Here is a 25,258-nt window from a genome sequence, read left to right as displayed (position 1 = left end):
ACGTCCCGGACGTCACCCCGCCCACACTGCCCCGCCCGGTTGGCCTCCCACTCTTGACTACGCTGCCCGCGTGACCACCTCTGACTACGCCACGTACATCGCCTCCCTCCCCCGCATCCTGGCCGGTGCCGCCGCGCTCTTCCGCGATGGCGAGGGGCGCGTGCTGCTCGTCGAGCCCAACTACCGCGAGGGCTGGGCGCTGCCCGGCGGGACCATCGAGTCGGACACCGGCGAGACGCCACGGCAGGCCGCCCGCAGGGAGACGCTCGAAGAGATCGGTCTGGATCTGGAGCCCGGCGCGCTGCTGGCGATCGACTGGGTGCCGGGCGAGGCGCGGCCGCCGATCGCCGCGTATGTGTACGACGGCGGGGTGCTGACCGACGCCCAGTTCAAGGCGATCCGGCTGCAGGAGGACGAACTGGTCTCCTGGCGGCTGGTGTCACGCGAGGAGATGCACGAGTATCTGCTCGGTTCGCTGGGCCACCGGGTGCTGTCCGCTCTCGACGCCTTGAAGTCGGGGGCGGGAGCCGTGGAGCTGGAGAACGGGCTGCCGCCCGCCTGGAACTCCAGCCCCTCCGGCATTTGAGGCGCGGGGTCCGGGGCGGAGCCCCGGCGGTCAGAACAGGGCCGCTTCGGGCGCGCCCCGCTCATGCGCCAGCAGCCGCTGCTTGCGGTCGAGCCCGCCCCCGTACCCGATCAGGCTCCCCGTCGAGCCGATGACACGGTGGCACGGGACGATGATCCCGATCGGGTTCTTGCCGTTGGCCAGGCCCACCGCGCGGGAGGCGGCGGGCTTGCCGAGTGCGTCCGCAAGTTCGCCGTACGTACGCGTCTCGCCGTACGGGATCTGCCGCAGCTGGTCCCAGACGCCCTGCTGGAAGGGCGTGCCGTCGAGCCGCATCGGCAGGTCGAACTGCTTGAGCTCGCCCGCGAAGTACGCCTCGAGCTGACGGAACGTCTCGCCGAACGGGGCAGGGTCGGGCTCGCCGAAGGTCTCCTCGTCCGGGCGGTGGCGCTGCTGGACCATGTAGAGGCCGCTCAGCACCCCGTCGGTGGCCACGAGAGTCAGCGGGCCGTAGGGGCTCTCGACGACCGTGTGCTGCCTGGTCATGGGTGAACTTCCTTACGCGGGGAGGTGGTTGATGGCGTGATCGTCGGTGGCCCAGAGGTATTGGACGGCATACGCGCGCCAGGGCCGCCAGGCAGCGGCGCGCGCGGTGAGCGCGGCCGGGGTGGACGGCAGCCCGAGATCGGCCGCCGCGCGCCGCATCCCGAGGTCGCCGGGCAGGAAGGCGTCGGGGTCGCCGAGGGCGCGCATCGCGATCACCTCGACCGTCCAGGGGCCGAAGCCGGGCAGCGCGGTGAGCCGGGCGCGCGCCTGGTCCCAGTCGCTGTCCAGGCCGAGCCGCAGCGAGCCTTCGGCCAGCGCGCCGACCAGGGTCGTCAGGGTGGTGCGGCGGCTGCGGGGCAGCGCCAGGGTCTCGGGGTCGAGCCCGGCCAGCTCCTCGGACGACGGGAAGAGATGGGTGAGACCGCCCTCGGGGTCGTCGATCGCCCGGCCGTGTGCGGTGACGAGCCGGGCGGCGTGGGTGCGGGCGGCGGCCGTCGAGACCTGCTGGCCGAGCACCGCGCGCACCGCGAACTCCGCCGCGTCGACCGTGCGCGGCACCCGCCGGCCGGGCGCCTTGTCGACCAGCGGGGCGAGCAGCGGATCCGTACGCAGCTGGTCGTCGACGGCCTCCGGATCGGCGTCCAGATCGAGCATCCAACGGCAGCGGCTGATCGCGATGGTGAGGTCGCGCGGGTCGGTGAGGGAGAGCCGGCAGGCGATGTGGCCGGGCCGCGGGGTGAGGGCGACGATGCCGTGCCCGTACGGCAGGCAGAGCGTCCGCCGGTACGCGCCGTCCCGCCACTCCTCGACGCCGGGGACACCGGTGGCGGCGAGATGCCCGAAGAGGTTGCTGGGGTTGAGGGGCGCGCGGTACGGGAGCCGCAGCGCGATCACGCCCGGGGTCTGCGGCGGTGCGGACTTGCTGCGGGTGGCGCGGGTGCGCAGCTCACCAGGGGCGAGGGCGAAGACCTCGCGGACGGTGTCGTTGAAGGTCCGGATGGAGGAGAAGCCGGCCGCGAACGCGGCTTCCGCCATGGGGAGTTGGGTGGTCTCGATGAGCAGGCGTGCGGTCTGGGCGCGCTGGGCCCGGGCCAGGGCGAGCGGGCCCGCGCCCAGTTCGGCGAGGAGCTGGCGCTCGATCTGGCGGGTGGAGTAGCCGAGGCGGGCGGCGAGGCCCGGTACCCCTTCGCGGTCGACGACCCCGTCCTGGATGAGCCGCATGGCGCGGGCGACGGCGTCGGCGCGGGCGTTCCACTCCGGCGAGCCGGGGCTGGTGTCGGGGCGGCAGCGCTTGCAGGCCCGGAATCCGGCCTGCTGGCAGGCGGCGGCGCTGGGGTAGAAGGTCATGTTCTCGACCTTGGGCGGCACCACCGGGCAGCTGGGGCGGCAGTAGATCCGCGTGGTCAGTACGGCCGTGAAGAACCAGCCGTCGAAGCGGGCGTCCTTCGACCGGACGGCGCGTACGCAGCGCTCGGTGTCGGTGTGCATGGCTCAAGCATCGGCCACACCGAGGGGTGAGGCTAGCGAGAAAACGACATCAGCCTTGCGCTGCCAGGGCCGTCTCGAACGCCTTGTACGCGTGCTCGTCGAAGAGGACGAACCGCACCTCGGTGATCGGCGCTACGGCCGCCGCGCGGACCGTGCGGATCGCGATACGGGCGCCGTCGTCGATCGGCCAGCCGTAGATGCCGGTCGAGATGGCGGGGAAGGCGACGGTCCCGGCGCCCAACTCGGCTGCCACACGCAGCGATTCGCGATAGCAGGAGGCGAGGAGGGCGGACCGGTCCTCCTCGCGGGACCAGACGGGGCCGACGGTGTGGATCACATGGCGGGCGTCGAGGCGGCCGGCTGTGGTGGCGACGGCCTGTCCGGTGCGCAGACCCTTGCCGTAGTGCGAGGCGCGCAGGGCGCGGCACTCGGCGAGGATCTCGGGGCCGCCGCGGCGGTGGATCGCTCCGTCGACGCCGCCGCCACCGAGCAGCGAGGAGTTGGCGGCGTTGACGATGGCGTCGACGTGCTGCTGGGTGATGTCGCCGCGTACCAGAGTGATCTCGATCATGACTTCACCTTACGCAGACTGCGCCACACCGCCTTCGCGGCGTGGTGGCCGGACATACCGTGCACGCCCGGGCCCGGCGGGGTCGCCGAGGAGCAGATGAAGACGGCGGGGTGCGCGGTGGCGTACGGGACACGGGCGAGTTTGGGCCGGATCAGCGTCTGGAGCCCGGCGAAGGCGCCGCAGGCGATGTCACCGCCCACGTAGTTGGCGTTGCGCAGGGCGAGTTGGGGCGGTCCTGCGACGGCGCGGGCGAGCACGAGGTCCCGGAATCCGGGTGCGAAGCGCTCCAGCTGCCGCTCGATGACGTCGGTGGCGTCGCCCTCCCAGCCGGCCGGCACATGGCCGTAGGCCCACAGGACATGCTTGCCCGCCGGGGCCCTGGAGGGGTCGATCACGCTCGGCTGGGCGGTGATCAGGAAGGGCACCTCGGGGTCCCGGCCCGCAACGGCGGCGCCGAGAGCCGCCTCGATCTCTCCGGCGGTGGGCCCGATGTGCACGGTGCCGGCCGTGCGGGCCTCCTTCGCGGTCCAGGGCATGGGCCCCGACAGCGCGTAGTCGATCTTGAACGCGGCGGCGCCGTAGCGGTAGTGCTTGTACGCCTGGCCGAGACCGGCGATCCGGGCGAGCGCGGTCGGGGAGGTGTCGAAGATGTACGCGCGGGCCGGGGGCAGCTCGTCCAGCCGCTTCACCTCGGTGCCGGTGTGGATCGCGCCGCCCTGCTCGCGCAGATACGAGGCGAGGGCGTCCGAGATCGCCTGCGAACCGCCGCGGGGCACCGGCCAGCCCACCTCGTGGGCGGCGAGCGCGAAGCACAGTGCGATACCCGCGGTCGCGAAGCCGCTGGTGGGGGCGATGGCATGGGCGGCGAGCCCGGCGAACAGACCGCGCGCCTTCTCGCCCTCGAAGCGGCGCGAGACCCAGGTGGCGGGCTGCAGCGCGGTCATTCCGAAGCGGGCGAGGCGGTACGGGTCGCGGGGCAGCCCGTCCCAGGGGGTGCGCAGGAAATCGGCCGCGAGGGTGTCCCAGTGGCCGCGGTAGGGGGCGACGAGGCGGCGGTAGGCGCCGGCATCACCAGCCCCGAAGGACATCGCGGTCTCACCCACCGAACGGCTCAGCACGGCGGCGGTACCGTCCGGGAAGGGATGGGCGAGGGGCAGTTCGGGGTGCAGCCACTCGAGGCCGTGCCGCGCCAGGGGCATGGCGGCGAAGGCGGGCGAGCCGATGCCGAGCGGGTGGACGGCGGAGCAGGGGTCGTGGCGGAAGCCGGGGAGGGTGAGCTCCTCGGTCCTCGCGCCCCCGCCGATCGTCTCCATGGCCTCGTACACGGCAACGGAGAAGCCGCGGCGGGCCAGTTCGACGGCGGCGGTCAGTCCGTTGGGTCCCGCCCCCACGACGACAGCATCGAGCATCGACGGCACCTTCGGACTCCTTCGTCAGCCGATGGCCAAGACCCCCAGGATATTCCGGCCCCCGGACCCGTACATGACGGGGTGAGGCGCGGGTCGTCTCCGGCGGGGGTGCGGGGTTGGTGCGTCGGAGCCCACGCCCGGAGCCCACGCCCGGAGCCCACGCCCGGAGCCCACGCCCGGAGCGCGAGGTCACCGCCGCAGAAGCGCCCGGACCCGCCGCGCCGTCTCCGCGTCCCGAGCCGCCGTGAACGGCAGCGCATTGCCGCCCGCGATACGGAACGGCTCCCCCGCCACCGTCATCTGCGAGCCCCCCGCCTCCGTCACCAGGAGCAGCCCCGCCGCGTGGTCCCACGCGTTCTCCCACGAGAAGGCCACCGCGTCCAGATCGCCTCGGGCGATGCCGAGATACTCCAGGCCCGCCGAGCCGCAAGGACGGCCGTGCACCTCGGGCACGTCCAGGCCCAGCAGCGCCCGCTGCTGGTCGGGGGTCGAGAAGTCCGGGTGCGAGTGGGCCACCTCCAGCACCGCGCCCGGAGTGGGCGAGCCCGACCGGATCACCGTGCCGTTGAGACGCGCGCCACCGCCCCGTACCGCGATCGCCATCTCCTCGAGCACCGGCGCGTACGTCCAGGACGCGAACACCTCGCCGTGCTGAGCCAGCGCGACCAGGGTGCAGAAGCCCACCTCGCCGCGCACGAACTGGCGCGTGCCGTCGACCGGGTCGACGATCCACACCGGTGCGTCGCCGCGCAGCGCCTCGTACACGGACGGATCCGCGTGCACCGCCTCCTCGCCGACGACGACGGACCCCGGAAGCAGGGCCGTCAGGGAGGCGGTGAGGTGCTCCTCCGCCAGGCGGTCGGCGGTCGTCACCAGGTCGTGCGGGCCGTTCTTCTCGACGATCTCGTGCGCGGCGAGCTGCCGGAACCGCGGCGTGATCTCGGTGGCGGCCGCCTTGCGGACCGCCTCCTCGACGTCGGAGAGATCACCGTTCAGAAATTCATCGATCATGTTTCCAGCTAAGCACGGCCCGCTGACATCGCGCTGTCCGCTCGGCGCCCCACCGCGTAACCCCGCATTCCCCTGGGGTTCGCCGCGGCGGACAGGATGCCCGTGCGCGGGTCCCGGGCGACCCCGCACAGCCTGCCCTCCGACCAGGCGTCACCGACCGTGACGCCATGGCCGCGCTCCCGTAGTGCGGCGATCACGCCGGGATCCATGCGGGACTCGGCCGTCACACTGCCCGGACGGCGACGAGCCGGGCGCCGACCGCCTCGTACAGCGGCCGGCCGAGATCGCACGGCACCACGAATTCATCGGGCGCGAAGGCGGAGTTCGACATCCGTGCAGGCCGGCCGCCTACGCTCTCCGGCCATGAGCCAGTCCCCCGCCCCTCCCGCTTCCGCGCTCAAGGCGTTCGGAGCAGCCGAAACACCGGTTCCGCTCCACGGCGGCCAGGGTTCGGCCTGGCGCTCCGGCGCGCTGGTGCTCAAGCCGGCCGCGATGGCGCCGGAGACCACCTGGCGTGCGGGTGTACTGCACCATCTGCCGGAGAGCTCCGGTTTCCGGGTGGCCAGGCCGGTTCCGGCGGCCGACGGGTCCTGGGCCGCGTACGGCTGGGAGGCCTGGCGGCCGATCGGCGGTTCCACCGATCCGCACCGCGCGGACGACGTGATCCGGGCGGGCGAGGCCTTCCACGCGGCGCTGGCGGACCTGCCCAGGCCGCGCTTCATCGGCGTACGCGACAACGCCTGGTCCCACGCGGACCGGCTGGCCTGGGAAGAGACCGAACAGGCCCCGGACTTCCCGCTGCTGGGGCCGCTCCTCGCCGCGCGCCGTCCCGTCTCGGCCCCCGCCCAGATCGTCCACGGCGATCTGCTGGGCAATGTCCTCTTCGAGCCGGGCCACCCGCCCGCGATCATCGACTGGCCGCCCTACTGGCGCCCCGCGGCCTGGGCCTCGGCGGTCGTCGCCGTCGACGCGCTGTGCCGGTACGAGGCCGAGCCCGAGCTGCTCGACCGCTGGTCGCACCTGCCCGACTGGTGTCAACTGCTCGTCCGCGCCCTGATCTTCCGTATCGCCACGCACGAGACGCTGGACGACGCGACGGAGCGGAAGTACCGCCCGGTCGTGGACCTGGTCCTCAACGAAGCCTGAACGGGCCGCCGTCCGGCAACTGCGGCCGGAACCGGCTTACCGGCAGCATCGGCCCGATCCGGCGGAGGATGACCACCGCCATCGCCACGTAACCAGGAACCCTAGGAGTCTTCGCCCTCTTCAACGCTCAAGGGGATGTGGTAGGTGCGGGAACCGGGGTATTCGGTTCGCCGCGCGCCTCCCGGCGGGAAGGCCTCGGCGTGCCGCAGATACTCCTGCGCCACCGACTCCACCACCTCCGGCAGGAGCTGCCCGAATGCCTCCATGCTGGGCACTCCTCTGGCAGCCGCGCGGCAGGCGGCGCGGCCCTGCCGCATCTGACGGGGCATGGTCCGCTCGAGCCTCTGCACCAGCTCTGCCTCCGCCACCCGGCTCTGCGGGTCGTTCCGGTTCCACGGCACGACGACGCTCACCCACGGCCGCGGCTCTGCGTCGAAGGCGGCCAGCCGCTGACGCCACTCCTCGTCCTCCAGCGCCCAGCGATCGACGAGAAGCAGCTCGGGCCGCGTGGGCGGCCGGCTGAGCTGCGACTGCGTCTCGTGGTCGAAGGAGGAGACCGTGGCCTGGTAGTTGAGTGAGCGCACCAGATCCTGTGCGACATACGCCAACGGCCGTGCGGAGTCCGGATAGTAGGGGTTCCAGTCCTGTGACTGCGTACCGTAGTAGTCGGAGGCGCGCCCGTCGGGCAGATCGTGCCTGGTGGGCGCCGCAACCGTCACATGCATCGGGCGGGCACCGCCGCTGGGCCTCCCGAAGGCGCTGGGCGCATGCCGGTAGTCGACAGGGCTACCAGGGGCCAGGCGGGTTGCATCCGCCGCGCTGACGATCCGTTTGGCGAGTTCATAGACCGCCCTCTCGTACTCCTCGGCGAATATTCGCAGTTTGATCAGCCCGTAGAGCCCGTCGGTGACATAGCGGTCGCCCATCGCCCGGTGGTTGAACTGCAACCGCTCGGCGGGACCTGGCAGTTGCTCCGGCGGCATCGGCACCCACTGCACGGGCACGATCGCCTCCGCCGGCCGGTTGCTCTTCGCCTGGTGGTAGATCGCCCGCTGCGCGAAGGCGTACCACTCCTTGCCACAGGTTTCGCTGGTGAAGTACCGCGGCGAGAACAACGGGACGAACACCCGGCAGGTGCCGAGGACTTCGCCGAGCCGCTCGGACCAGCCCTCCCCCGTCCGGATCTCCCGGTCCATGAAGCCGGCGGGCACGCCGGCCGGAAGGTCGGTCATCGCCATGACATGGCCGCAGAGATCGCGGAAGAGCCGCTCCACCCACATGTCCGGGTCGGGACCGCCGGTCCCGTACCGCGGCGTGTGGGCATAGCTCAGGAAGAAGTACGGCCGACGGGCCGGGTCCCGTGGTACAGGGCGGGCTCTGAGCTGTCGTGCTTCGTCCACCTCGGACGCCGTTCCCAGCGCAATGGTCCGACCCGGCGAAGGTAGGGGTGCCTCAACGGCGGTCGGCTCCTGTGCCGTCGTGGCCACCTCCTCGACGGCCAAGCCCAGTGAACGGAGCGTCCGCGCGGACGCGGCGGCGAACGGCACGAGACCGGATGCGATTTCCGCGTCTCCTGCGGCGTCGGGCACAAGGGCCGGGAAACGCGACGGTGCCAAGGCGTGCGCGGCGATGAAGCGGCTTACGGCGTCGTGAGTGCGCAGAGCGTCTCGCGCGCCAAGTCTGGAAGCCAGGCGTTCGCCCACGCCCTCGCGGAATCGCAGCACGGGACCGCCCCGTCCCGTCTCGCCCTCGACGATCGACACCAGACCGCCGACGACCACTTCGGCGACGTCGGCCGACGTCGCTTCGGGGACGAGTTCCTGACGCACGAGGTGCAACAGTGCGATATTCAACTGCGGGTAGGGGGAGCAGAGCACGGCCAGGCGCACAGCTGCCGTGGAAGCACGGTGGAGGAAAGCCTCGACGAGCAGCGCCCCGTCGGGTGAAGTGCCTTCTGGGGCGGGTGGCCGATGGAGAAGGCCCGGTTCAGGGACGAGCACTGCCTCGCACCCCTCCGGGTCGCCCCGCATGAGAGTGCGGGCCCATTTGGCGACGGCGCGCGGCGACAGGCCGACGATCGGCACGGGCAGCCATGTATGCCGCCGACTACCGCGTTGCTGGAAATCGTGGTCCATCAAGGGTGGTGCGGTAAACCGCAGTTGGGCGTTGCGCACGCTGGGAACAGCGGGTGGCGTGACCCGGACCGCCGGGAGATCCAGGCCCGAGTGCCGCCAGATTTTCGGCGGCAGGGGATTCAGGAGCACGGTGGGGATCGCTCCGGCCCAGTGATGGATCCGGTCCCACAGCCGGTTGTCGCCGCCCGCACCGGAAACGCAGTCGGAGACGACGAGAATGAGACGTCGTGGCTGTGCGTTCCGTGGTCCGGCTCCTGGCGGTCTGCCCTGAGCGGAGCGCGGCTCGGAGTCGGCGTCCCAGATGCTGACGTCCCGGACACGGAGGGTACGGAAAACGCCCGTCCTCGAAAGGACCTTCAGCAGCTCATCGACGGTGTCTCCCCAGACAGCCATCGTGGGCGACCGGTCGAGTACGACTGTCAGGTCGAACCAGCGCTCCGGGGTGGGGCGGAACGCGGGGACGAGCTCTCCGGTCCGGGCGTAGTCGGACACCGTTGCCTCGATGTCCAGCTGCTGTCTGCGCCCGGCGAGCCATGGCCGCCTCAACGGCCGTAATGCGGTGGCGAGTTCCCTGGCACGCGGCAGCGCTGCGCCCCGTGGCAGGGACACCACCCGGGCGGGCAGCGCGGCGCCGCTGCCACCCGCCGACGGTTCGTACAGCGGCTTGCGAAGACGATCCCAGTCGCTGAGGCCTTCGCGCGGATCGGAGGCCGAGGCGCTCGCGCTCGCGCCCCGGGTGATTCCGCTCCCGTCTCCCCCGGCTGCCCGGTTCTGTGCCCCGGCTGCGAGCCAGAGCAGCTCGGCCACCGACACCCCGTCCAGGTCCCGGTCGAGGCCGTGGAGGGCCTCGACGACCTTGTTCAGGGCAGCGGCGGCATCCGGGGTGGTGTCAGGCACCCGAGAGATCCTTCATCAAGAGGCCGATCAGCCGCTCGCGCTCCACGCCCTCCGACCGGGCCGGTCCGTTCAGGAGGTGCAGGGTCCCCAGCAACTGGTCGATGGCGACGCTCTCGCCCGCCGCGACACGTCGCACGAAGTCGTCGACGAGATCCGCTGTCGGCCCGGTGTCGGACACCTCCATGTTCAGGTGACCGCGTACCACTTCACGTATCAGAGCGACCGTGGGCTTGGGCATGGTGTAGCGCACGCAGCGACGCAGGAAGGGCGCCGGCAGCTCCTGTTCACCGTTGCTCGTCATGACGATGAAGGGGAATTCGGTGCACTGCACATGGCCGTTCTCGACGAGATGACGGGCGTCGGTGTCCCACATCCGTACGTGGGCGGCGTCCTGTCCTTCCCGCATCAACTCCGCGATACGGAACTCTCCTCGCTCCAGGACATCGAGCAGATCGCCCGGAAGATCGAGGTCGGCCTTGTCGATCTCGTCGATGAGCAGGGCGCGGGGCCGGGACGACGGCAACAGCGCGGTCCCCAGCGGACCGAGATGGAGGAAGGACGCGATGTCGTCCCTGCCCCCTTCGTCGCCGGGGCGCATCCGCTCCTGCTGGAGCCGATGAGCATGGATACGGCCGAGCGCGTCATAGCGGTAGAGCGCCTCCGCCAGAGAGCTGCGTGAGGTGATGTGCCAGCGCAGCACGGGCCCAAGCGCCAGCTCGGCCGCCACCTGCTCGATGACCGTGGACTTCCCGGTGCCGGGGCCTCCGGTGATCAGCAGCGGACGGCGCAGCGCGAGCGCCGCGTTCACCGCGTCGATCAGTCCCACCGGCGGCCGGAACACTTCGGCCGCCGGGCGGCTCGGGAACCTGCGCCATGGCGGCGGAGCGGGCAGTGGGGTGTCGGCCCTGACGGCCCCGTCACCTCGGTAGTACGCGTCCCATGTCATGAGGTTCCCTCGTCTGGAGTCCGGACAGGAAGGGTTACCGTTCTGAAGGACCAGCAGAAGCGCAGCCAGTCATGGTCGTCCCACACGGCGCGGAGGTCGGCGAGATTGCCGGCATCTCCGGCGTCCTGGCCGAGCCAGCGGTCACGATAGGCGCGGGCCAGCGCCCCCGGCATGGCCCACCAGTTCTTGTCGACACAGCCGTGCCGTTCCTTCGGGAAGCCGTCGGAATTGTGTGGCCACAGGAGAACCGGGGTGTACGCGAGCAGCATCTCCATCAGCCTCGCATCGGCCCCGGGATGGTTCGTGAGACCGATCCCGCGTGCGTAGCGGCCGTTGCGCAGATGGCTTCGCAGGACGAGCGGATCTGCGAGATCCTCATGTACCAACCAGTCGACCGGAGCGCCCCCGTCGCACTCGGAGATCGCCTCCCAGCGCTGGGCGACAACGCTCTCGATACTCTGCAGCACCGCGTCAGGGGTGAGGCGGCTGCTCCAGTGCAGCCTCACCTCGAAGCGCGCTCCCAGCAGCATGGCGACACCGGCCTCTTCGGGGCGCCAGGCCAGCAGCACCCCGCTGGGAACGGCGAGGTCGAGCCGCTTGAGCGGCAGATCGAGAGTCCTGGCATGCTCCTCGGCCCACAACACCGCGTCCTCCACGGCACCCTCTGCTCCTCGTCTGTCCACCGTCGCGCTGGGGAACTGCTCGTGACGGAGCATCGTCCCGTCCAGCAGAAGCCAGCCGTCGAGTACTTCGGGCCAGTCCCCGGTGAGGGAGGAGTGGAGACTGACCACGAGGCTCAGTCGCTGCCCGTCTCTTCCTCTGGCCGCGTACTCGACCGCGTCGTTGACCTCGACCAGCGCCTCGATCTGCTGTGCCCAGCCGCGCAGTTCGGGGTCGCCGAGGTCCTTCCCGCAGGACTGTGCGAGCAGCGCGACGAACCGGGCGACGGTGCGTCTGCCGTCCCCGTCGGAGGCGGGATGGTTGAAGGTCAGCTCGTCGATGATGCCTACGTCGGTGACATTCAGATCTGTGGCCGGCAGCCGGCCTTCGGCCGCCAGCATGGTGTGGAGGGCCTGTCGCATCCTGGCGGTGGTCAGGTCGCCTCCGATCCAGCGACGGATGAAGGTGACCGTCCGCACCGCGATGAGCAGCCCGTCGACGGCGCGCAGCGCACGACCACGGGTCGCCGATGCCGGGTGCCCGAGAAGGTCTTCGCGGCAGCGGAGTGCCGATCGCAGATCCGCGGAAGCCGACGGAACGGGTATGCATGGGTCTACGGCACTCAGTGCCTCGGCCAGTTCCTCACCGGCCAGTCTGCCGCCGAGACCACCGAGCAGGCCATCACTCACACGGGCATTGAGCGCGATCCAGACCGGCTCACCGGCCGATCCGTCTCCGTCGTAGTCGAGGCCGGAGACGTTCTGTCCGACAAGCACGGTGCGCAGTACATCGCGTGTGGCAGCCACACCCAGGGCGCTGCCCACGCCCGGGAGCCCTGTCCGCAGAATCCTGGTCAGACTCCGGGAGAAGGAGAGGTCGACGGCGGCCTGGTCCAGGGACGAGGCCATCAACAGGCTCAGGCGCGTGCGGCCGTTGCGGGCGCCGGCCGCAAGATCCTGGGCAGCGGGCACCGCCCCTGCGGCGTGACAGGTGTCGACAATCCCCAGTACGCCTGCGACACCCGGGTGGTCCACCGCCACCGTCAGCAGTTCGCTCACATTCACCGCGCAGTGCCTGATGTCCTCGGTGGAGTCGGCGCACATGAGGTGAAGCGTGCTGGTACGCCCCGGCGCGAAACCATGTCCGAGGACGGCCAGGACCAGGACGGCCCCGCATCGTGCCGCGTACTGGATCGCGTCGTCCACGGTGTCCCTGATCGTCGCGCTCGTCAGATCGTCACCGGTGAAGAGCCCGCTGCGGCCGTCCGGCAGTCCGGGCACGCACGCGCCGAGCGAGGGGTCGGCCAGCACGACGTACAGCCCGGTCGCCGCCTCCTCCAACCGCGTCAGGTGTTCCATCGACGCGCATTGGGGTGCGATCACCAGCACGTGACGGCGCGGCCCTGCGCCTCTCATTCCGGTCATTCCGAGTTACCGGACGGCTCGCTCGCCATGCTCATCAGCGCTTCCGCGACACGGCCGGCGACCGCGGGCTGCGCGAGATACTTGTCGGCCGAGTGGACCCAGACGCCGTCCGAGTCGATGCGTGAGCTGACGGGAACAACCCCGGCCCGGTTCGCCCCCACGTCACGTTCCAGGTGGGGCCGGACGGCGATGATGTCGTCCCGGTCCCAGAAGTTCAGCCACTCGGCGACCGTCTCGGGCACGCTCGGCGGTTGGGGAACGAGCCGCGGCCACACCACTGTCCGCATGGCGATCGGTGATCCCAGGGTGACGAGCAGGCGTATGTCTGAAGGGTGTTCGTGCAGTGCCTCAAGGGCGACGACCGTTCCCAGGGAGTGTGCCACCACCACAACGGGTCCGGCACCGAGCACGTCGGCGACCCGCGCGCGGACCCGGCGGTCCAGGCCGACACCCTCCTCATCGTCTTCGCCACGTGCCAGGTAGCGAGCGACCTGAGCAAGTTGACGAACCATCAGCTTGGGGGTGATCCATTGAGCGGCATCGCCCCAGGGCTTGAGCGACAGTACCGTCGTCGCCACATTGATCGCCCTGCGGACGACCTCCAGACTGCCCTGCGTCTGCCCTCTGGGGGCCGCCTCAGCCCGAGCGTGTTCCAATAAGCGGCGGTCCCGCTCGCTGACATCCTCGGCTGCGAGCGCATCCACCCACGCGACGAGGAGGTCCGAGAGGACCTCGGCCTCCGCCTCATCGGGCAGGCCGTCCGGCTCGCCCTGGGACTGCCCACGCCCGAAAAGGTCGGCGTAGTGGGCAAACACGCACTCGACGCCGGATCCCGCCGTCAGTTCGCGGCCCAGTCGCGCATGCCCGGCATCGCGCATGCCCGAAGCCAGGGCGCTCGTCCACCTGGCGAGTTCACGGGCCGGGTCACGAGGGCCGCCTATCCCATGGATGAATACCAACTGCGGCCGCATCAACCGCCCTCCCCGAGGCACAGTGCAGTGGCCAGCAGGTTAGCAATGAGAGGACAGGCACGGGTCTTGATTGCTCAGGCGGTCGCGTCCCGCGCCCCCGGCGCCTACCGCCCTGCCTCTTGGGCGACCGCGCCCCGCGCGAGCAGCAGCAGGGCGTCGACGAGGTCATCGGCCGGCCCGCCCGTGGCCAGTCGGCGCAGTTGCAGTCCCATCACCAGCGCGACCGTCGTCGCGGCGAGGCGTTCGGCGTCCGGGACGCCCAGGCCGGTGAGGATCTGCGCAGCGAGCCGGTCGTACGCCGCGAAGGCCTCGGCGGCCGCTTCCCGCAGCCGCTCGTCGCGCCCGGCCTCGACGTACAGCTCGAAGGGCGCGATGTGCTCGCTGTCGAAGGACGTACCGCCCGCCACCTGCCCCGCCAGGGCGGCGGCGCCGTCGATGTCGACGCCGTCGCTCTGGCACTGGTCGGCGAGCTCGGTGAAGCGTCGGGTCTCCTCGCGCACAAAGTGCAGGAGGCTCTCGCGCAGCAGCTCGTGCTGGGTCTCGAAGTGGTACGTCACCGAGCCGAGCGAGACCCCGGCTTCCTTGGCTATCCGCCGGTTGGTGACCGCCGCGACGCCATCCCTGCCGATGATGTGCAGGACGGCGCGGATGATGCGCTGCCGGGTCGGGGCGGAGCGGGCGTCGTTGGACATGGCGGTCATTGTTCCACCGGCACGTCCTCGCAGCTCACCGGGGCGGGCGGCCGCTTCTCGTACCACCGCTGGTCCGCCTCGAGCTGGGCGGCGAGCGAGATCAGCCGTTCCTCGCCGCCCGCAGGGCCGAGGAGTTGGGCTCCCACGGGCAGTCCGTCGGCGGTGAGACCGGCCGGGACATTGACGCCGGGCCAGCCGAGGACGTTCCAGGGCCAGGCGTACGGGCACGCGGCCGCCATCGTCGAATCGGTGCGCCAGGCGCCCATTCCGTCGAAGGTTCCGATGCGCGGCGGCGGCGCCGCGGTGGTCGGGGTGAGGACGATGTCGTAGGTGTCGAAGATCGCGCCGATCCTCCGGTGCTGGCGGGCCTCGCGGGCGCGGGCGGCCCGCACCACCCGGCCGCCGAGCCGCTTTCCGTTGCGCAGGGCTCTGCGGGTGCGCGGGTCGAGCAGGGCGGGGTCGGGGTGCAGGGCGGCGACCTCCGCGATCCCTGCGGTGGCGCGGGGTACGAAGGCGAGACCGATCAGCCCGTAGCGCGGGCGGGCTTCCTCCACGTGGTGACCGAGGCGGGCGAGCGCCTCGGCGAGCGCGGTGACAGCGCGGCGCACCTCGGGGTGGGGCATGGCGCCGGTGAGGGTCAGCGGGGGCCGCCAGGCGAGCGCGATACGCAGCCGGCCCGGGTCGCGGCGGGCCGCGGCCGATGCGTCGATCGCGTCGGGCCGGTGCAGATCCTCGGCGTGCGGGCCCTGCACCACGTCGAGGAGCAGGGCGGCGTCGGCGACGGTGCGGGCGAGCGGGCCGTTGACGGCGAGGCCCTGGAAGGCGTCGGCGTAGGGGTGGAGGGAGACCCGGCCGCGCTGCGGTTTGATGCCGACGAGATGCGACCAGGCGGCGGGGATACGGACCGATCCCGCGCCGTCCGAGCCGAGCGCGGCGGGCACGAGCCCTGCGGCGACGGCGGCCGCGGAGCCGCCGGACGAGCCGCCCGGGGTGTGATCGGTGGACCAGGGGTTACGGGTGGCGCCGAAGGCGGGCCCCTCGGTGAACGGCCACTGGCCGAGCTCGCAGGAGTTGGTCTTGCCGACGATCACGGCACCGGCCGCGCGGAGGCGGCGTACCGCTTCGCCGTCCGTGGCGGCCGGGGCGATCTCACCGCGGCAGCCGAAGAGGGTGGGCAGCCCGGCCACATCGGTGTCGTCCTTGACCGCGAGCGGCACGCCGAGCAGCGGCAGCCGCTCGCCCGCCGCGAGGCGCCGGTCCGCGTCCCTGGCTTCGGCGAGTGCCTGTTCGCCGCGTACCCACCGGAAGGCGTTGATGGTGCTCTGGCTGGCCTCGATGCGCTCGATCGCGCTCGCCACCAGCGCCTCGGACGAGGTCTGACCCTCCCTCAACACCCGTGTGTGTTCTGCCAGTCCGCCGAATTCATCTGTGGACACGACCGCCCCGCCTCCCTATTGTTCGTTCGAACGAACAGAACTGGAGGGTAACCAGATGCGCATCACCGGAGCAACCGTTCTGCTGACCGGGGTCACCGGCGGCATAGGCGGCGCCCTCGCCGCCGAACTGTCCGCCAGGGGCGCCAAGTTGGTGCTGACCGGCCGCCGCCGCGAGGCGCTGGAGCCGCTCGCCGACCGGTACGGCGCCCGCGCGATCGTCGCCGACATGGCGGATCCCGCGGATGTGGAACGGCTCGCGGACGAGGCCGCGGGCACGGACATCCTGATCGCCAACGCCGCGCTGCCCTCCAGCGGCGATCTGCTGGACTACACGCCCGAGCAGATCGACCGCGCCCTGGCGGTGAACCTCCGCGCCCCCGCGATGCTGGCCCGGCTGCTCGCCCCCGCGATGGTCGAGGCGCGGCGGGGCCATCTGGCATTCGTCGGCTCGATGTCGGGCAAGACGGCGACGAAGTACTCCGCGCTGTACGACGCCACCAAGTTCGGTCTGCGCGGCTTCGCGCTCTCGCTCCGGCAGGATCTGCACGACCACGGGGTGGGCGTGTCGATCGTCCAGCCCGGCTTCGTGAGGGACGCGGGCATGTTCGCGGCGACCGGAGCGGCGGCCCCGGCGGGGCTGCGCACGGTCTCACCCCGGCAGGTCGTCGCGGGGGTCGTCCGTGCCATCGAGCAGGACCGGGCCGAAGTGAACGTCGCCCCGGTCGAGATGAAGGTGCTCACCGCGATCGGCGGCCAGTTCCCGGGCTTCTCGGAGCGCGTCCAGCGCCGCGCGAGCGGCGCGGACCGCACGGTCCGCGACATCGTGGAGGCCCAGCGCGACAGCCGGTGAGGAGGTAAGAATCAGCCCCGCCGGCGATTGAGGCGCGGGGTTCGGGGCGGAGCCCCGACAGGGCCGTCCACCGCGCGGGCCCGCTCCGGCAACCGGCTCGTCCTCAAACGCCGGACGGGCTTGAACTCGCCGCGCGGGCCCGCTCCGCCCGCATCAGCGCCACATAGAGCACCAGCGACGACGCCAGCCCCACCGCCCAGCCGTAGTCCGCGAGCGGCTTCAGGAAGGGGATCAGCCCGTCCTCGGGGAACGGCCCCTTACCCTCCGCCGAGTGCGAGCCGCCCACCGCCAGCACCCCGCCGACCACGAACGCCGCCACGGCGCGCAGATTCCAGCCGGAGGTGTACCAGTATCGGCTGCCCGGGGTGTACAGCCCCGCCAGGTCGAGGACCGTGCGGCGCACGACCCAGTAGTCGGCGATCAGGATGCCCGCCACCGTACCCAGCAGTCCGCCGACCAACCCGAGCCAGGTGAAGATATAGAGCTCGGGCGTCTCGGTCAGCTTCCACGGCATGAGCAGTACGCCGACGACACCCGTGATCAGCGCGCCCCTGCGGAAGTTGATGACCTTCGGCGCCAGATTCGCCAGGTCGTACGCGGGCGAGACGACGTTCGCCGCGATGTTCACCGAGATCGTCGCGATCAGCACCGTCACCAGCGCGAAGAGCAGACCGAAGACATTGTCGGTCTTGGCGGCGAGCTGGACCGGGTCCCAGACGGCCGCCCCGTACACCGCCTGCGAGCCGGAGGTGACGAAGACCGAGAGCAGCGCGAAGAGCGTCATCGTCGTCGGCAGACCCAGCGACTGCCCCCAGATCTGGGCCCGCTGGCCCGCACCGAAGCGGGTGAAGTCCGGGATGTTCAGGGACAGCGTCGACCAGAAGGCGATCATCCCCATCAGCGAGGGGAAGAAGACCGGCCAGAAGTCCGCGCCCCAGCCGAGCTTCGACGGCTGGTCGAGCAGCGGACCGAGGCCGCCCGCCTTCACGGCGATCCACACCAGCAGTACCAGCGCGCCGAGGATGACGAAGGGCGCCGCCCAGTTCTCGAAGCGGCGGAGCGTCTCCATCCCCCGGTAGATGATGGCCAGTTCGAGCACCCAGAAGAGTATGAAGCACACCCACAGCGTCCACGGCTGCCCGCCGACCTCCGCCGCCTCAGCCCAGCCGCCGAAGATCTTGCCGAGCAGTACGAAGATGCCCTGGCCGCCGATCCAGGTCTGGATGCCGAACCACGCGCAGGCCACTCCCGCCCTGATCAGCGCCGGCAGATTCGCGCCGCGCAGCCCGAACGAGGCCCGTGCGAGAACGGGGAAGGGAATGCCGTACTTGGGTCCGGCATGCCCGGTGAGCAGCATCGGCGCCAGCACGATCAGATTGGCCAGCGCGATGGTGAACACCGCCTGCTTCCAGTCCATCCCCAGAGCGACCAGGCCCGAAGCGAGCAGCCACGACGGGATGTTGTGGGCCATGCCGACCCAGAGCGCCGCGAAGTTGTACGTCGTCCAGCGGCGCTGCGCGACCGGGACGGGCAGCAGATCGTCGTTGACGAACCGGCTGTCGGTGGGAGCCGCTCCGTACGCGAGTTCGACGCGCCCCGCCGCGTCGGCTATCAGGCCCTCGGACGGGGTGGGTGGGAGGGTCGCGGTCATGGCTGCAGGCTCCTTCGGCGGTTCAGCGGGCAGCAGTTCAGCAGTTCAGCCGTTGAGTGCCGGGATGATCTCGGAGCCGTACGCGTCGATGGTCGCTTCCTTCGCGTCGTGCATGTTGTAGACCGCGAACTGGTCGACACCCAGCTCGCGCAGCGCCTTGAGCTTCTCGATGTGCGCCTCGGCCGGGCCCAGCAGGCAGAAGCGGTCGACGATCTCGTCCGGTACGAAGTCGGTCGACGGGTTCCCGGCGCGGCCGTGGTGGCTGTAGTCGTAGCCCTGGCGGGATTTGATGTACTCGGTGAGCTCCTCGGGAACCATCGAGGAATGTTCGCCGTAGCGGGAGACCAGGTCGGCGACGTGGTTGCCGACCATCCCGCCGAACCACCGGCACTGGTCGCGGGCGTGGGCCAGGTCCTCGCTCACGTACGCCGGAGCCGCCACGCAGATGGTGATCGAGTCCGGGTTCCGGCCGGCCGCCGCAGCGCTCTCGCGGACCGACTTGACCATCCATTCGGTGAGGTAGAGGTCCGCGAGCTGGAGGATGAACCCGTCGGCCTTCTGCCCGGCCAGGGCGAGGGCCTTGGGCCCGTACGCCGCCATCCACACCGGCAGCTTTCCGTTCCGCACCCACGGCAGCCGCAGCGGCTGCCCGTCGACCTCCGCCTCCCGGCCCTCGGCGAGATCGCGGATGACGCCGATCGCCTCGCCCAGCCTGGCCAGGGTGTTGGGCTTGCGGCCCGCGACGCGCATCGCGGAGTCGCCGCGGCCGATGCCGCACACGGTGCGGTTGCCGTACATGTCGTTGAGCGTCGCGAAGGTGGAGGCGGTGACCTCCCAGGTCCTGGTGCCCGGGTTGGTCACCATGGGTCCGACGACAAGATTCTCCGTATGCTCGAGAATCCGGCTGTAGATGACGAAGGGCTCCTGCCAGAGCACCGCCGAGTCGAAGGTCCAGCCGTAGCCGAAGCCGTTGCGTTCCGCGCGCCGCATCAGTCCGACGACGGCCGAGGCGGGCGGGTCGGTCTGCAGGACGAGTCCGAAGTCCATGACGTAGAGCTCCTAGTTCACGTACTGACAGGTGCCGCGGGGGGTGTACTGGCCGTGTCCCGCCCGGCCGGTGAACTCCCGCTGGCCGATGACTACTTCGCCGCGCGACAGCACGGTCTGAACCTGACCGGTGATCCGCTTGCCCTCGTAGGCCGAGTAGTCGACGTCCATGTGGTGGGTCTCGACCGAGAGGGTCTGCTCGGCGTGCGGGTCGTAGATGACGACATCGGCATCGGCGCCCGGCGCGATGGTGCCCTTCTTCGGGTAGAGGCCGAACATCCGGGCCGGCGTCGCACAGGCGACCTCGATCCAGCGGCGGCGGGTGAGATGCCCGTCGACGACCGCCTGGTGCAGCAGGTCCATCCGGTTCTCCACGCCCGGCAGCCCGTTGGGGATCTTGGAGAAGTCGCTGCGGCCCAGATCCTTCTGGCCGGTGAAGCAGAACGGGCAGTGGTCTGTGGAAACGACCTGGAGGTCGTTGGTGCGCAGTCCGCGCCAGAGCGCGGCCTGATGCTCCTTGGGCCGCAAGGGAGTTGAGCAGACGTACTTCGCACCTTCGAAGTCCGGCTCGGCGAGGTTGTCGGTGGACAGGAAGAGGTACTGCGGGCAGGTCTCGCCGAAGACGTTGAGGCCCTTGTCGCGGGCGGCGGCGAGTTCGGCGACGGCTTCCTGGGCCGACACATGGACGACGTACAGGGGCGCTCCGGCGACCCGCGCGAGCTGGATGGCGCGGTGCGTGGCCTCGGCCTCCAGCAGGACCTTGCGCACCTCGCCGTGGTAGCGGGGATCGGTGCGGCCCTCGGCCAGCGCCTGCTCCACCAGGACGTCGATGGCGATGCCGTTCTCGGCGTGCATCATGATCAGCCCGCCGTTGGTGGCGGAGCGCTGCATGGCGCGCAGGATCTGGCCGTCGTCGCTGTAGAAGACGCCGGGGTAGGCCATGAAGAGCTTGAAGGAGGTGATGCCCTCCTCCACCAGGAGGTCCATCTCCTTGAGCGACGACTCGTTGACGTCGGAGAGGATCATGTGGAAGCCGTAGTCGATGGCGCAGTTGCCGTCGGCCTTGGCGTACCAGGCGTCCAGGCCTTCGCGCAGTCCGTGCCCGACCGACTGGACCGCGAAGTCGACGATGGTGGTGGTGCCGCCCCAGGCCGCTGCCCTGGTCCCGGTCTCGAAGGTGTCGGAGGCGTGGGTGCCGCCGAAGGGCAGTTCCATGTGAGTGTGCGCGTCGACGCCGCCCGGGATGACGTACTTGTTCGTCGCGTCGATGGTCCGCTCGGCCGTCCAGGCCTCGGAGACGGCCGAGCCGTGGGCGGCGAGCGCCGCGATGCGGCCGTCGTCGATCAGTACGTCGGCGTGGATCTCGTCCGCGGCGGTGATGACCAGACCGCCGCGGATCAGGGTGCGGGTGCTGCTCATTGCTGGTGCGCTCCCTCTCGTACGCTGAACTGAACACCGGACTACACGCTGTGCAGGGCGCGTTCGAGGATCGCGGCGCCCTCTTCCGCCTCGGCGACGGTCAGGGACAGCGGCGGGGCGATCCGCAGGACGCTGGTGTTGTGGCCGCCGCCCTTGCCGATCAGCAGCCCGCCCTCACGGGCGGCCTCCAGGACGGCCGTCGCCGCTTCGGGGTTCGCCTCGTCCGTGCCGGGCTTGACCAGCTCGATGCCGATCATCAGGCCGCGGCCGCGCACTTCCCGTACGGACGCGACACCCGCTCCGATCGCCCGCAGCCGCTCGATCAGCAGTCCGCCGACGCGGCGGGCGTTGCCCTGGAGGTCGTGCTCCAGCAGGTACGAGAGGTTGGCGGCACCGGCCGCCATGGTCACCGGAGAGCCACCGAAGGTCGAAATCGAGTTGGCGTCCAGGGAGTTCATGATCTCGGCGCGGGCGACGACACCGCCGATGGACATGCCGTTACCGATGCCCTTGGCGAAGGTGAGCAGGTCGGGCGGGCCGCTCTCGGCGTGTGCCTGCCAGCCCCAGAAGTGGTCGCCCGTGCGGCCCCAGCCGGTCTGCACCTCGTCGGAGATCCACAGGATGCCGTGCCGGCCGAGGACTTCGCGGAACGCGGCGTACAGCCCGTCGGGCGGGGAGGTGAAGCCGCCGACACCCTGGACGGGCTCGGCGATCAGCGCGGCGATGCCCCCTCGCGTCTGGCCGAGGATGTCCTCCAGGTCCGCCACGCACGCTTCGATGAACTGCGCGTCGGACAGCTGGGCATAGGGGCCGCGGGTGCGGACGCCGCCGTGCACGTACAGCGTCTGCAGCGGGGAGAGGCTGGTGGGCGACCAGCCGCGGTTGCCGGTGATGGACACCGCGGAGAAGGACCGGCCGTGGTAGCTGTTGCGCATCGCCAGGATCTGGTTGCTGCCGCGGTATCCCGTCGCGAGCATCAGGGCGGTGTCATTGGCCTCGGTCCCCGAGGTGGTGAAGAAGACCCGCGCGTCGGGGATGCCGGAGAGGGTCGCGACCCGCTCGGCGAGCTCCACCATGGGGCGGTTGAGATAGAGCGTGGAGGAGTGGATGATCCGCCCGGCCTGCTCGCTCACCGCCTTGGTGACCTCGGGGAGGGCGTGGGCGGTCATGGTGGTGAGGATGCCGCCGAAGAAGTCGAGATAGCGGTTGCCGTCCGCGTCCCAGACATGGCGGCCCTCGCCATGGGTGATCTCTATCGGCCGCTGGTAGTAGAGCGCGACCCAGTCGGGGATGACGGCCCTGTGGCGGTCGTGCAGGCCGGTCACGGCTGCACCAGTCCTTCGTACGCGTCGGGGCGGCGGTCCCGGTAGAACGCCCACTGCTGTCGTACGACATCGATCAGGTCGAAGTCGAGGTCCCGTACGAGCAGTTCCTCTTCCTTGTCGCTGGCGACGTCGCCGACGAACTGGCCGCGCGGGTCGACGAAGTAACTCGTCCCGTAGAAGTCGTTCTCGCCGTACTCCTCCTGGCCGACGCGGTTGATCGCGGCGATGTAGTACTCGTTGGCGACGGCGGACGCGGGCTGCTCCAGCTGCCAGAGGTACGACGAGAGACCGCGCGAGGTGGCGGACGGGTTGTAGACCAACTGGGCGCCGTTCAGGCCGAGTTGACGCCATCCCTCGGGGAAGTGCCGGTCGTAGCAGATGTACACCCCGACCCTGCCCACGGCCGTGTCGAAGACGGGCCAGCCCAGATTTCCCGGCTTGAAGTAGTACTTCTCCCAGAAGCCCTTGACCTGCGGGATGTGGTGCTTGCGGTACTTGCCGAGGTAGGAGCCGTCGGCGTCGATCACGGCGGCGGTGTTGTAGTAGAAACCGGCGCCCTCGATCTCGAAGACCGGGACGACGATCACCATGCCGGTCTCGCGGGCGAGCTCCTGCATCCGGCGGACGGTCGGGCCGTCCGGGACGGGCTCGGCCCAGCGGTAGTGCTCCGGCTCCTGGACCTGGCAGAAATACGGCGCGTTGAACACCTCTTGGAAACCGATGACCTTGGCGCCCTGGCGGGCCGCCTCCCGGGCGTGTTCCTCATGTTTGGCAATCATGGATTCGGTGTCGCCGGTCCAGGTCGCCTGGACGAGTGCGGCGCGTACGACATTGGCCATGGTTGCTCCTTCTGCGGCGCGTCAGAGAGCCTCTACGCACGTAGATGCGGTGCGTAGGAGGAGAACGTAAGCCCCGTCACACACGGGGGCAAGACCATCGTCGTTAACCCGCAGAGTCGATCATGTTTCACACCCGAGCGGTCCACATCGAACGGCCTCAGGCGCCGAGATGACCCGCTACGCGCAGCGCGTGGACGAGATCGCGCTCGTGCGCGGCGGAGAGGGCGCGGGCCGCGCCGAGCAGCTGCGGTATGAGGCGGCGGGGGTCCCGCTCGGCGATTCTGGCGCTGTCCTCGGGCGTGTGCACCTGTACGAACGCGGCCAGTAAAGCCTGCGCCTCCGGGTCCCGGCCCTCGTCCTCGAGAGCGAGAACGGCCGCGGCGATGTCGTCGGCGGGGCGGGCGACGCCCTGGCGGAGCAGCTGCCCGCTGTCCTCGGTGCGGCCGGCGGCGGCGAGGGCTCCGGCCGCCGCCGCGAACCTTGAGGCGGGCTGCGAGGCGGTCTCCCACAGGAGGGTGGCCCAGTCGGCGCCGAGGCCGGCGCGGTGCAGTTCGGCGGCGAGTACGGGCAGCCAGGGGGCGGGCCGGGTGGCGGCCTCGCAGAGCACGGCGTGCGCCTCACCGCTCCGGCCCTGGGCGCGGAGGCGCCCGAGCGCGGCGACGGTCTCGCGGGCGGCCCGGCGTGCCCCGTCAGGGACGGTGGGGGCGGCGGGCGTTTCGTGGGCCGCTGCGGGGGCGCCGCCGTAGCGGGCTCCGCGGGGGGCGTCGTCGGCGACGGGCAGTACGGGGACGGCGGCGATCTCTTCCCCGGCGCCCTCGACCCCGGCGAAGCGGGCGCCGCCACGGGGCCGCCGCTTCTTGTTCTTGACGACCCGGGCGGCGGGCGGGGTGCCGGATGCCTGGGCACCGGGTCGACCGGGCGCCTCCGGGGCGCTGTCGGCGGTGGGATCCGGCCGGAACCAGTCGTCGGGCACCGCGGACGGCCGACGAGTGGCGTCACCGTAGGCCGGGGCCGGACCCTGCCGTTCCTCGAGGCCGTCCCCGCTGTCCGGGACGGCGGCCGGCGCCTCTGGCGCGGACCCTTGGTACCGCCCGGCGAACCCCGACCAGTCGTCGTCCTCCCGGGTGTGCTCCGGCTCGTCACCCGGTCCACCGGCCTGGTGCGCGGGTTCGCCCGTCAGCGACGCCGAGACGTGCCCCCGGCCGTCGGCCACCGCCGCGAGGCGGCTCCGCAACTCCAGCACCCGGGCGGTCGCCCTCGCGTGGTCGTCGCGGGTCCAGGCCAGTTCGTTGGCCAGTTGCTCCGCCTCGGGTGTGCTCCCCGGCTCCGCGAGACGGCGGCGCACCAGCTCCTCCGCGCGGCCCGTGGCGTACACCTGCTCGCGGCGCATCAGCTCCAGCCGCTCCTCCAACGCCTCGCGGCCGCCCGGAAGTCGGTCGTGGGCCGCGGCCGCCGCCGTGTGGAGTTGTCTCGCGCGAGGGGACTCCGGCCCCGCGAACTCCGCCCCGCGCGCCGACGCGAGGTCCTGGAGCAGCGACTCCACCACGTCCCACGGCGGGATCTCGGCGCCGTCCAGGCAGGCCCGCATGCCGTCCGGATCACGCTGCCAGAAGATCGCGTACCAGCCGTCGCCCGGGTCGAGCAGCGCGGTCAGCCCCTTCAGGTACCGCGCGAACACCCCGGTCTCTACCGGAAGTTGATACACCGCCATCGCCGCCCCTGCCCTGCCCACTGGAACCGTCGAGTCCGGAGGCATTCGACCCCAGGCGTGTTACGGGGCTGCTACGCGGAGTTTTCAGATCGTCACGGCGATGCCCGTGTGCGGCCGCTTGCCGCGGCGGACGATCGTCGCGGGCAGGTCGACCAGCCAGAACTGCCAGGTGTACTTGCGGGCCAGGAGTCTGCGGATCGCGCTCATCGCGTCGGCCCCCTCCACCAGCCGGGCCGTACCCTCCGCGCTCGGGGCGCCCTCCGCGATACGGCCGCGTGCGTCGCAGACCGTGATGACGACGCGGCTGTCGTTGCGCAGTCGCTTGATCTTCCAGGAGTCGGAGCGGCTCCAGACGAACAGCTCACCGCCGTCCACCGCGAACCAGACGGGCGTGGCGACGCCCGTCCCGTTCTTGCGGAAGGTGGTCACGCTGACGTATCTGGCCCTGGCGAAGTCCTGGAGTGTCGCGGTCACGGCGCGAGACTACGCCGCAGAGGAATCCGAGCGCATCCCGCCGGC

At 71.1% G+C, this 25,258-nt stretch carries 21 protein-coding genes and 1 pseudogene; 3 read left to right on the top strand and 19 right to left on the bottom strand.

Annotated features, from left to right (window positions below; all coding sequences use genetic code 11):
- Positions 1-70: 70 nt before the first annotated feature.
- Positions 71-586: an NUDIX domain-containing protein gene (locus tag SLUN_RS32480; RefSeq protein ID WP_108153499.1), complete on the top strand. Its 516-nt coding sequence runs from the start codon at positions 71-73 to the stop codon at positions 584-586.
- 30 nt (positions 587-616) lie between these two features.
- Here SLUN_RS32480 and SLUN_RS32475 read toward each other — a convergent pair whose 3' ends face one another.
- From SLUN_RS32475 to SLUN_RS32450, 6 genes and pseudogenes are all read right to left on the bottom strand, one after another.
- On the bottom strand, positions 617-1,111 hold the full coding sequence (locus SLUN_RS32475; protein WP_108153498.1) for a methylated-DNA--[protein]-cysteine S-methyltransferase: 495 nt from the start codon (positions 1,109-1,111) through the stop codon (positions 617-619).
- A 12-nt stretch (positions 1,112-1,123) separates the two neighbouring features.
- Positions 1,124-2,599 (bottom strand): AlkA N-terminal domain-containing protein, encoded by a 1,476-nt coding sequence (locus tag SLUN_RS32470; RefSeq protein ID WP_108153497.1) that lies wholly within the window; start codon positions 2,597-2,599, stop codon positions 1,124-1,126.
- Positions 2,600-2,648: 49 nt separating this feature from the next.
- A complete protein-coding gene (locus tag SLUN_RS32465) occupies positions 2,649-3,170 on the bottom strand; it encodes an O-acetyl-ADP-ribose deacetylase (protein ID WP_108153496.1) in 522 nt (173 codons plus the stop codon).
- Positions 3,167-4,588: a phytoene desaturase family protein gene (locus SLUN_RS32460; RefSeq protein WP_108153495.1), complete on the bottom strand. Its 1,422-nt coding sequence runs from the start codon at positions 4,586-4,588 to the stop codon at positions 3,167-3,169. The genes SLUN_RS32465 and SLUN_RS32460 overlap by 4 nt, the downstream gene beginning before the upstream one ends.
- 180 nt (positions 4,589-4,768) lie before the next feature.
- A complete protein-coding gene (locus SLUN_RS32455; protein WP_108153494.1) occupies positions 4,769-5,590 on the bottom strand; it encodes an inositol monophosphatase family protein in 822 nt (273 codons plus the stop codon).
- Positions 5,591-5,598: 8 nt separating this feature from the next.
- A pseudogene (locus tag SLUN_RS32450) lies at positions 5,599-5,835 on the bottom strand (hypothetical protein); the annotation flags it as partial.
- Between the two features lie 118 nt (positions 5,836-5,953).
- Between SLUN_RS32450 and SLUN_RS32445 the strand changes: the two are divergent.
- Positions 5,954-6,736 (top strand): TIGR02569 family protein, encoded by a 783-nt coding sequence (locus SLUN_RS32445; RefSeq protein ID WP_108153493.1) that lies wholly within the window; start codon positions 5,954-5,956, stop codon positions 6,734-6,736.
- Positions 6,737-6,837: 101 nt separating this feature from the next.
- Here the strand turns inward: SLUN_RS32445 and SLUN_RS41685 are convergent, their stop codons facing one another.
- The 6 genes from SLUN_RS41685 to SLUN_RS32415 form a co-directional block, all read right to left on the bottom strand.
- Positions 6,838-9,768 carry a TIR-like protein FxsC gene (locus tag SLUN_RS41685; RefSeq protein ID WP_257153837.1) on the bottom strand — a complete coding sequence of 977 codons (2,931 nt, stop codon included), beginning with the start codon at positions 9,766-9,768 and terminating at the stop codon, positions 6,838-6,840.
- A complete protein-coding gene (locus tag SLUN_RS32435) occupies positions 9,761-10,714 on the bottom strand; it encodes an AAA family ATPase (RefSeq protein ID WP_108153492.1) in 954 nt (317 codons plus the stop codon). Before SLUN_RS32435 ends, SLUN_RS41685 begins: the two co-directional genes overlap by 8 nt.
- The gene (locus SLUN_RS32430) at positions 10,711-12,732 is read right to left on the bottom strand and encodes a vWA-MoxR associated conflict system protein (protein ID WP_254709953.1); all 2,022 of its coding nucleotides are present in this window, start codon (positions 12,730-12,732) and stop codon (positions 10,711-10,713) included. Before SLUN_RS32430 ends, SLUN_RS32435 begins: the two co-directional genes overlap by 4 nt.
- Positions 12,733-12,794: 62 nt before the next feature.
- A complete protein-coding gene (locus tag SLUN_RS32425) occupies positions 12,795-13,676 on the bottom strand; it encodes an alpha/beta fold hydrolase (RefSeq protein WP_254708699.1) in 882 nt (293 codons plus the stop codon).
- Between the two features lie 197 nt (positions 13,677-13,873).
- Positions 13,874-14,461 (bottom strand): TetR/AcrR family transcriptional regulator, encoded by a 588-nt coding sequence (locus SLUN_RS32420; protein WP_108155062.1) that lies wholly within the window; start codon positions 14,459-14,461, stop codon positions 13,874-13,876.
- A gap of 5 nt (positions 14,462-14,466) precedes the next feature.
- On the bottom strand, positions 14,467-15,897 hold the full coding sequence (locus SLUN_RS32415; RefSeq protein ID WP_108153490.1) for an amidase: 1,431 nt from the start codon (positions 15,895-15,897) through the stop codon (positions 14,467-14,469).
- A gap of 55 nt (positions 15,898-15,952) precedes the next feature.
- On the opposite strand from SLUN_RS32415, the gene SLUN_RS32410 reads away from it, so the two are divergent.
- Positions 15,953-16,747, top strand: coding sequence for an SDR family NAD(P)-dependent oxidoreductase (locus SLUN_RS32410; RefSeq protein ID WP_108153489.1), 795 nt, complete (start codon positions 15,953-15,955; stop codon positions 16,745-16,747).
- A 103-nt stretch (positions 16,748-16,850) separates the two neighbouring features.
- Here SLUN_RS32410 and SLUN_RS32405 read toward each other — a convergent pair whose 3' ends face one another.
- From SLUN_RS32405 to SLUN_RS32375, 7 genes are all read right to left on the bottom strand, one after another.
- The gene (locus tag SLUN_RS32405) at positions 16,851-18,398 is read right to left on the bottom strand and encodes an NCS1 family nucleobase:cation symporter-1 (RefSeq protein WP_108153488.1); all 1,548 of its coding nucleotides are present in this window, start codon (positions 18,396-18,398) and stop codon (positions 16,851-16,853) included.
- A gap of 45 nt (positions 18,399-18,443) precedes the next feature.
- Positions 18,444-19,445: a TIGR03842 family LLM class F420-dependent oxidoreductase gene (locus SLUN_RS32400; RefSeq protein ID WP_108153487.1), complete on the bottom strand. Its 1,002-nt coding sequence runs from the start codon at positions 19,443-19,445 to the stop codon at positions 18,444-18,446.
- Positions 19,446-19,457: 12 nt separating this feature from the next.
- Complete coding sequence (gene hydA, locus SLUN_RS32395; protein ID WP_108153486.1) at positions 19,458-20,864, bottom strand: dihydropyrimidinase; 1,407 nt, start codon at positions 20,862-20,864, stop codon at positions 19,458-19,460.
- A 41-nt stretch (positions 20,865-20,905) separates the two neighbouring features.
- Complete coding sequence (locus tag SLUN_RS32390; protein ID WP_108153485.1) at positions 20,906-22,189, bottom strand: aspartate aminotransferase family protein; 1,284 nt, start codon at positions 22,187-22,189, stop codon at positions 20,906-20,908.
- Positions 22,186-23,028: a nitrilase-related carbon-nitrogen hydrolase gene (locus tag SLUN_RS32385; RefSeq protein ID WP_108153484.1), complete on the bottom strand. Its 843-nt coding sequence runs from the start codon at positions 23,026-23,028 to the stop codon at positions 22,186-22,188. Before SLUN_RS32385 ends, SLUN_RS32390 begins: the two co-directional genes overlap by 4 nt.
- A gap of 157 nt (positions 23,029-23,185) precedes the next feature.
- Positions 23,186-24,739, bottom strand: coding sequence for a hypothetical protein (locus SLUN_RS32380; protein ID WP_108153483.1), 1,554 nt, complete (start codon positions 24,737-24,739; stop codon positions 23,186-23,188).
- Positions 24,740-24,823: 84 nt separating this feature from the next.
- The gene (locus tag SLUN_RS32375; protein WP_108153482.1) at positions 24,824-25,213 is read right to left on the bottom strand and encodes a PPOX class F420-dependent oxidoreductase; all 390 of its coding nucleotides are present in this window, start codon (positions 25,211-25,213) and stop codon (positions 24,824-24,826) included.
- Between the last annotated feature and the right edge of the window lie 45 nt (positions 25,214-25,258).

The organism is Streptomyces lunaelactis, assembly GCF_003054555.1.
GTDB classification, from domain to species: Bacteria; Actinomycetota; Actinomycetes; order Streptomycetales; family Streptomycetaceae; genus Streptomyces; species Streptomyces lunaelactis.
Note: the sequence above shows the minus strand (reverse complement) of the source record. Positions and strands in the feature narration are given on the sequence as shown.

What these genes read in the sequence shown, in the direction of transcription:
- SLUN_RS32475 (WP_108153498.1), bottom strand. Translation starts at nt 1,111, where the DNA reads ATGACCAGGCAGCACACGGTCGTCGAGAGCCCCTACGGCCCGCTGACT.
- SLUN_RS32470 (WP_108153497.1), bottom strand. Translation starts at nt 2,599, where the DNA reads ATGCACACCGACACCGAGCGCTGCGTACGCGCCGTCCGGTCGAAGGAC.
- SLUN_RS32465 (WP_108153496.1), bottom strand. Translation starts at nt 3,170, where the DNA reads ATGATCGAGATCACTCTGGTACGCGGCGACATCACCCAGCAGCACGTC.
- SLUN_RS32455 (WP_108153494.1), bottom strand. Translation starts at nt 5,590, where the DNA reads ATGATCGATGAATTTCTGAACGGTGATCTCTCCGACGTCGAGGAGGCG.
- SLUN_RS32445 (WP_108153493.1), top strand. Translation starts at nt 5,954, where the DNA reads ATGAGCCAGTCCCCCGCCCCTCCCGCTTCCGCGCTCAAGGCGTTCGGA.
- SLUN_RS32435 (WP_108153492.1), bottom strand. Translation starts at nt 10,714, where the DNA reads ATGACATGGGACGCGTACTACCGAGGTGACGGGGCCGTCAGGGCCGAC.
- SLUN_RS32430 (WP_254709953.1), bottom strand. Translation starts at nt 12,732, where the DNA reads ATGGAACACCTGACGCGGTTGGAGGAGGCGGCGACCGGGCTGTACGTC.
- SLUN_RS32425 (WP_254708699.1), bottom strand. Translation starts at nt 13,676, where the DNA reads ATGCGCGATGCCGGGCATGCGCGACTGGGCCGCGAACTGACGGCGGGA.
- SLUN_RS32420 (WP_108155062.1), bottom strand. Translation starts at nt 14,461, where the DNA reads ATGTCCAACGACGCCCGCTCCGCCCCGACCCGGCAGCGCATCATCCGC.
- SLUN_RS32410 (WP_108153489.1), top strand. Translation starts at nt 15,953, where the DNA reads ATGCGCATCACCGGAGCAACCGTTCTGCTGACCGGGGTCACCGGCGGC.
- SLUN_RS32405 (WP_108153488.1), bottom strand. Translation starts at nt 18,398, where the DNA reads ATGACCGCGACCCTCCCACCCACCCCGTCCGAGGGCCTGATAGCCGAC.
- SLUN_RS32400 (WP_108153487.1), bottom strand. Translation starts at nt 19,445, where the DNA reads ATGGACTTCGGACTCGTCCTGCAGACCGACCCGCCCGCCTCGGCCGTC.
- hydA (WP_108153486.1), bottom strand. Translation starts at nt 20,864, where the DNA reads ATGAGCAGCACCCGCACCCTGATCCGCGGCGGTCTGGTCATCACCGCC.
- SLUN_RS32385 (WP_108153484.1), bottom strand. Translation starts at nt 23,028, where the DNA reads ATGGCCAATGTCGTACGCGCCGCACTCGTCCAGGCGACCTGGACCGGC.
- SLUN_RS32380 (WP_108153483.1), bottom strand. Translation starts at nt 24,739, where the DNA reads ATGGCGGTGTATCAACTTCCGGTAGAGACCGGGGTGTTCGCGCGGTAC.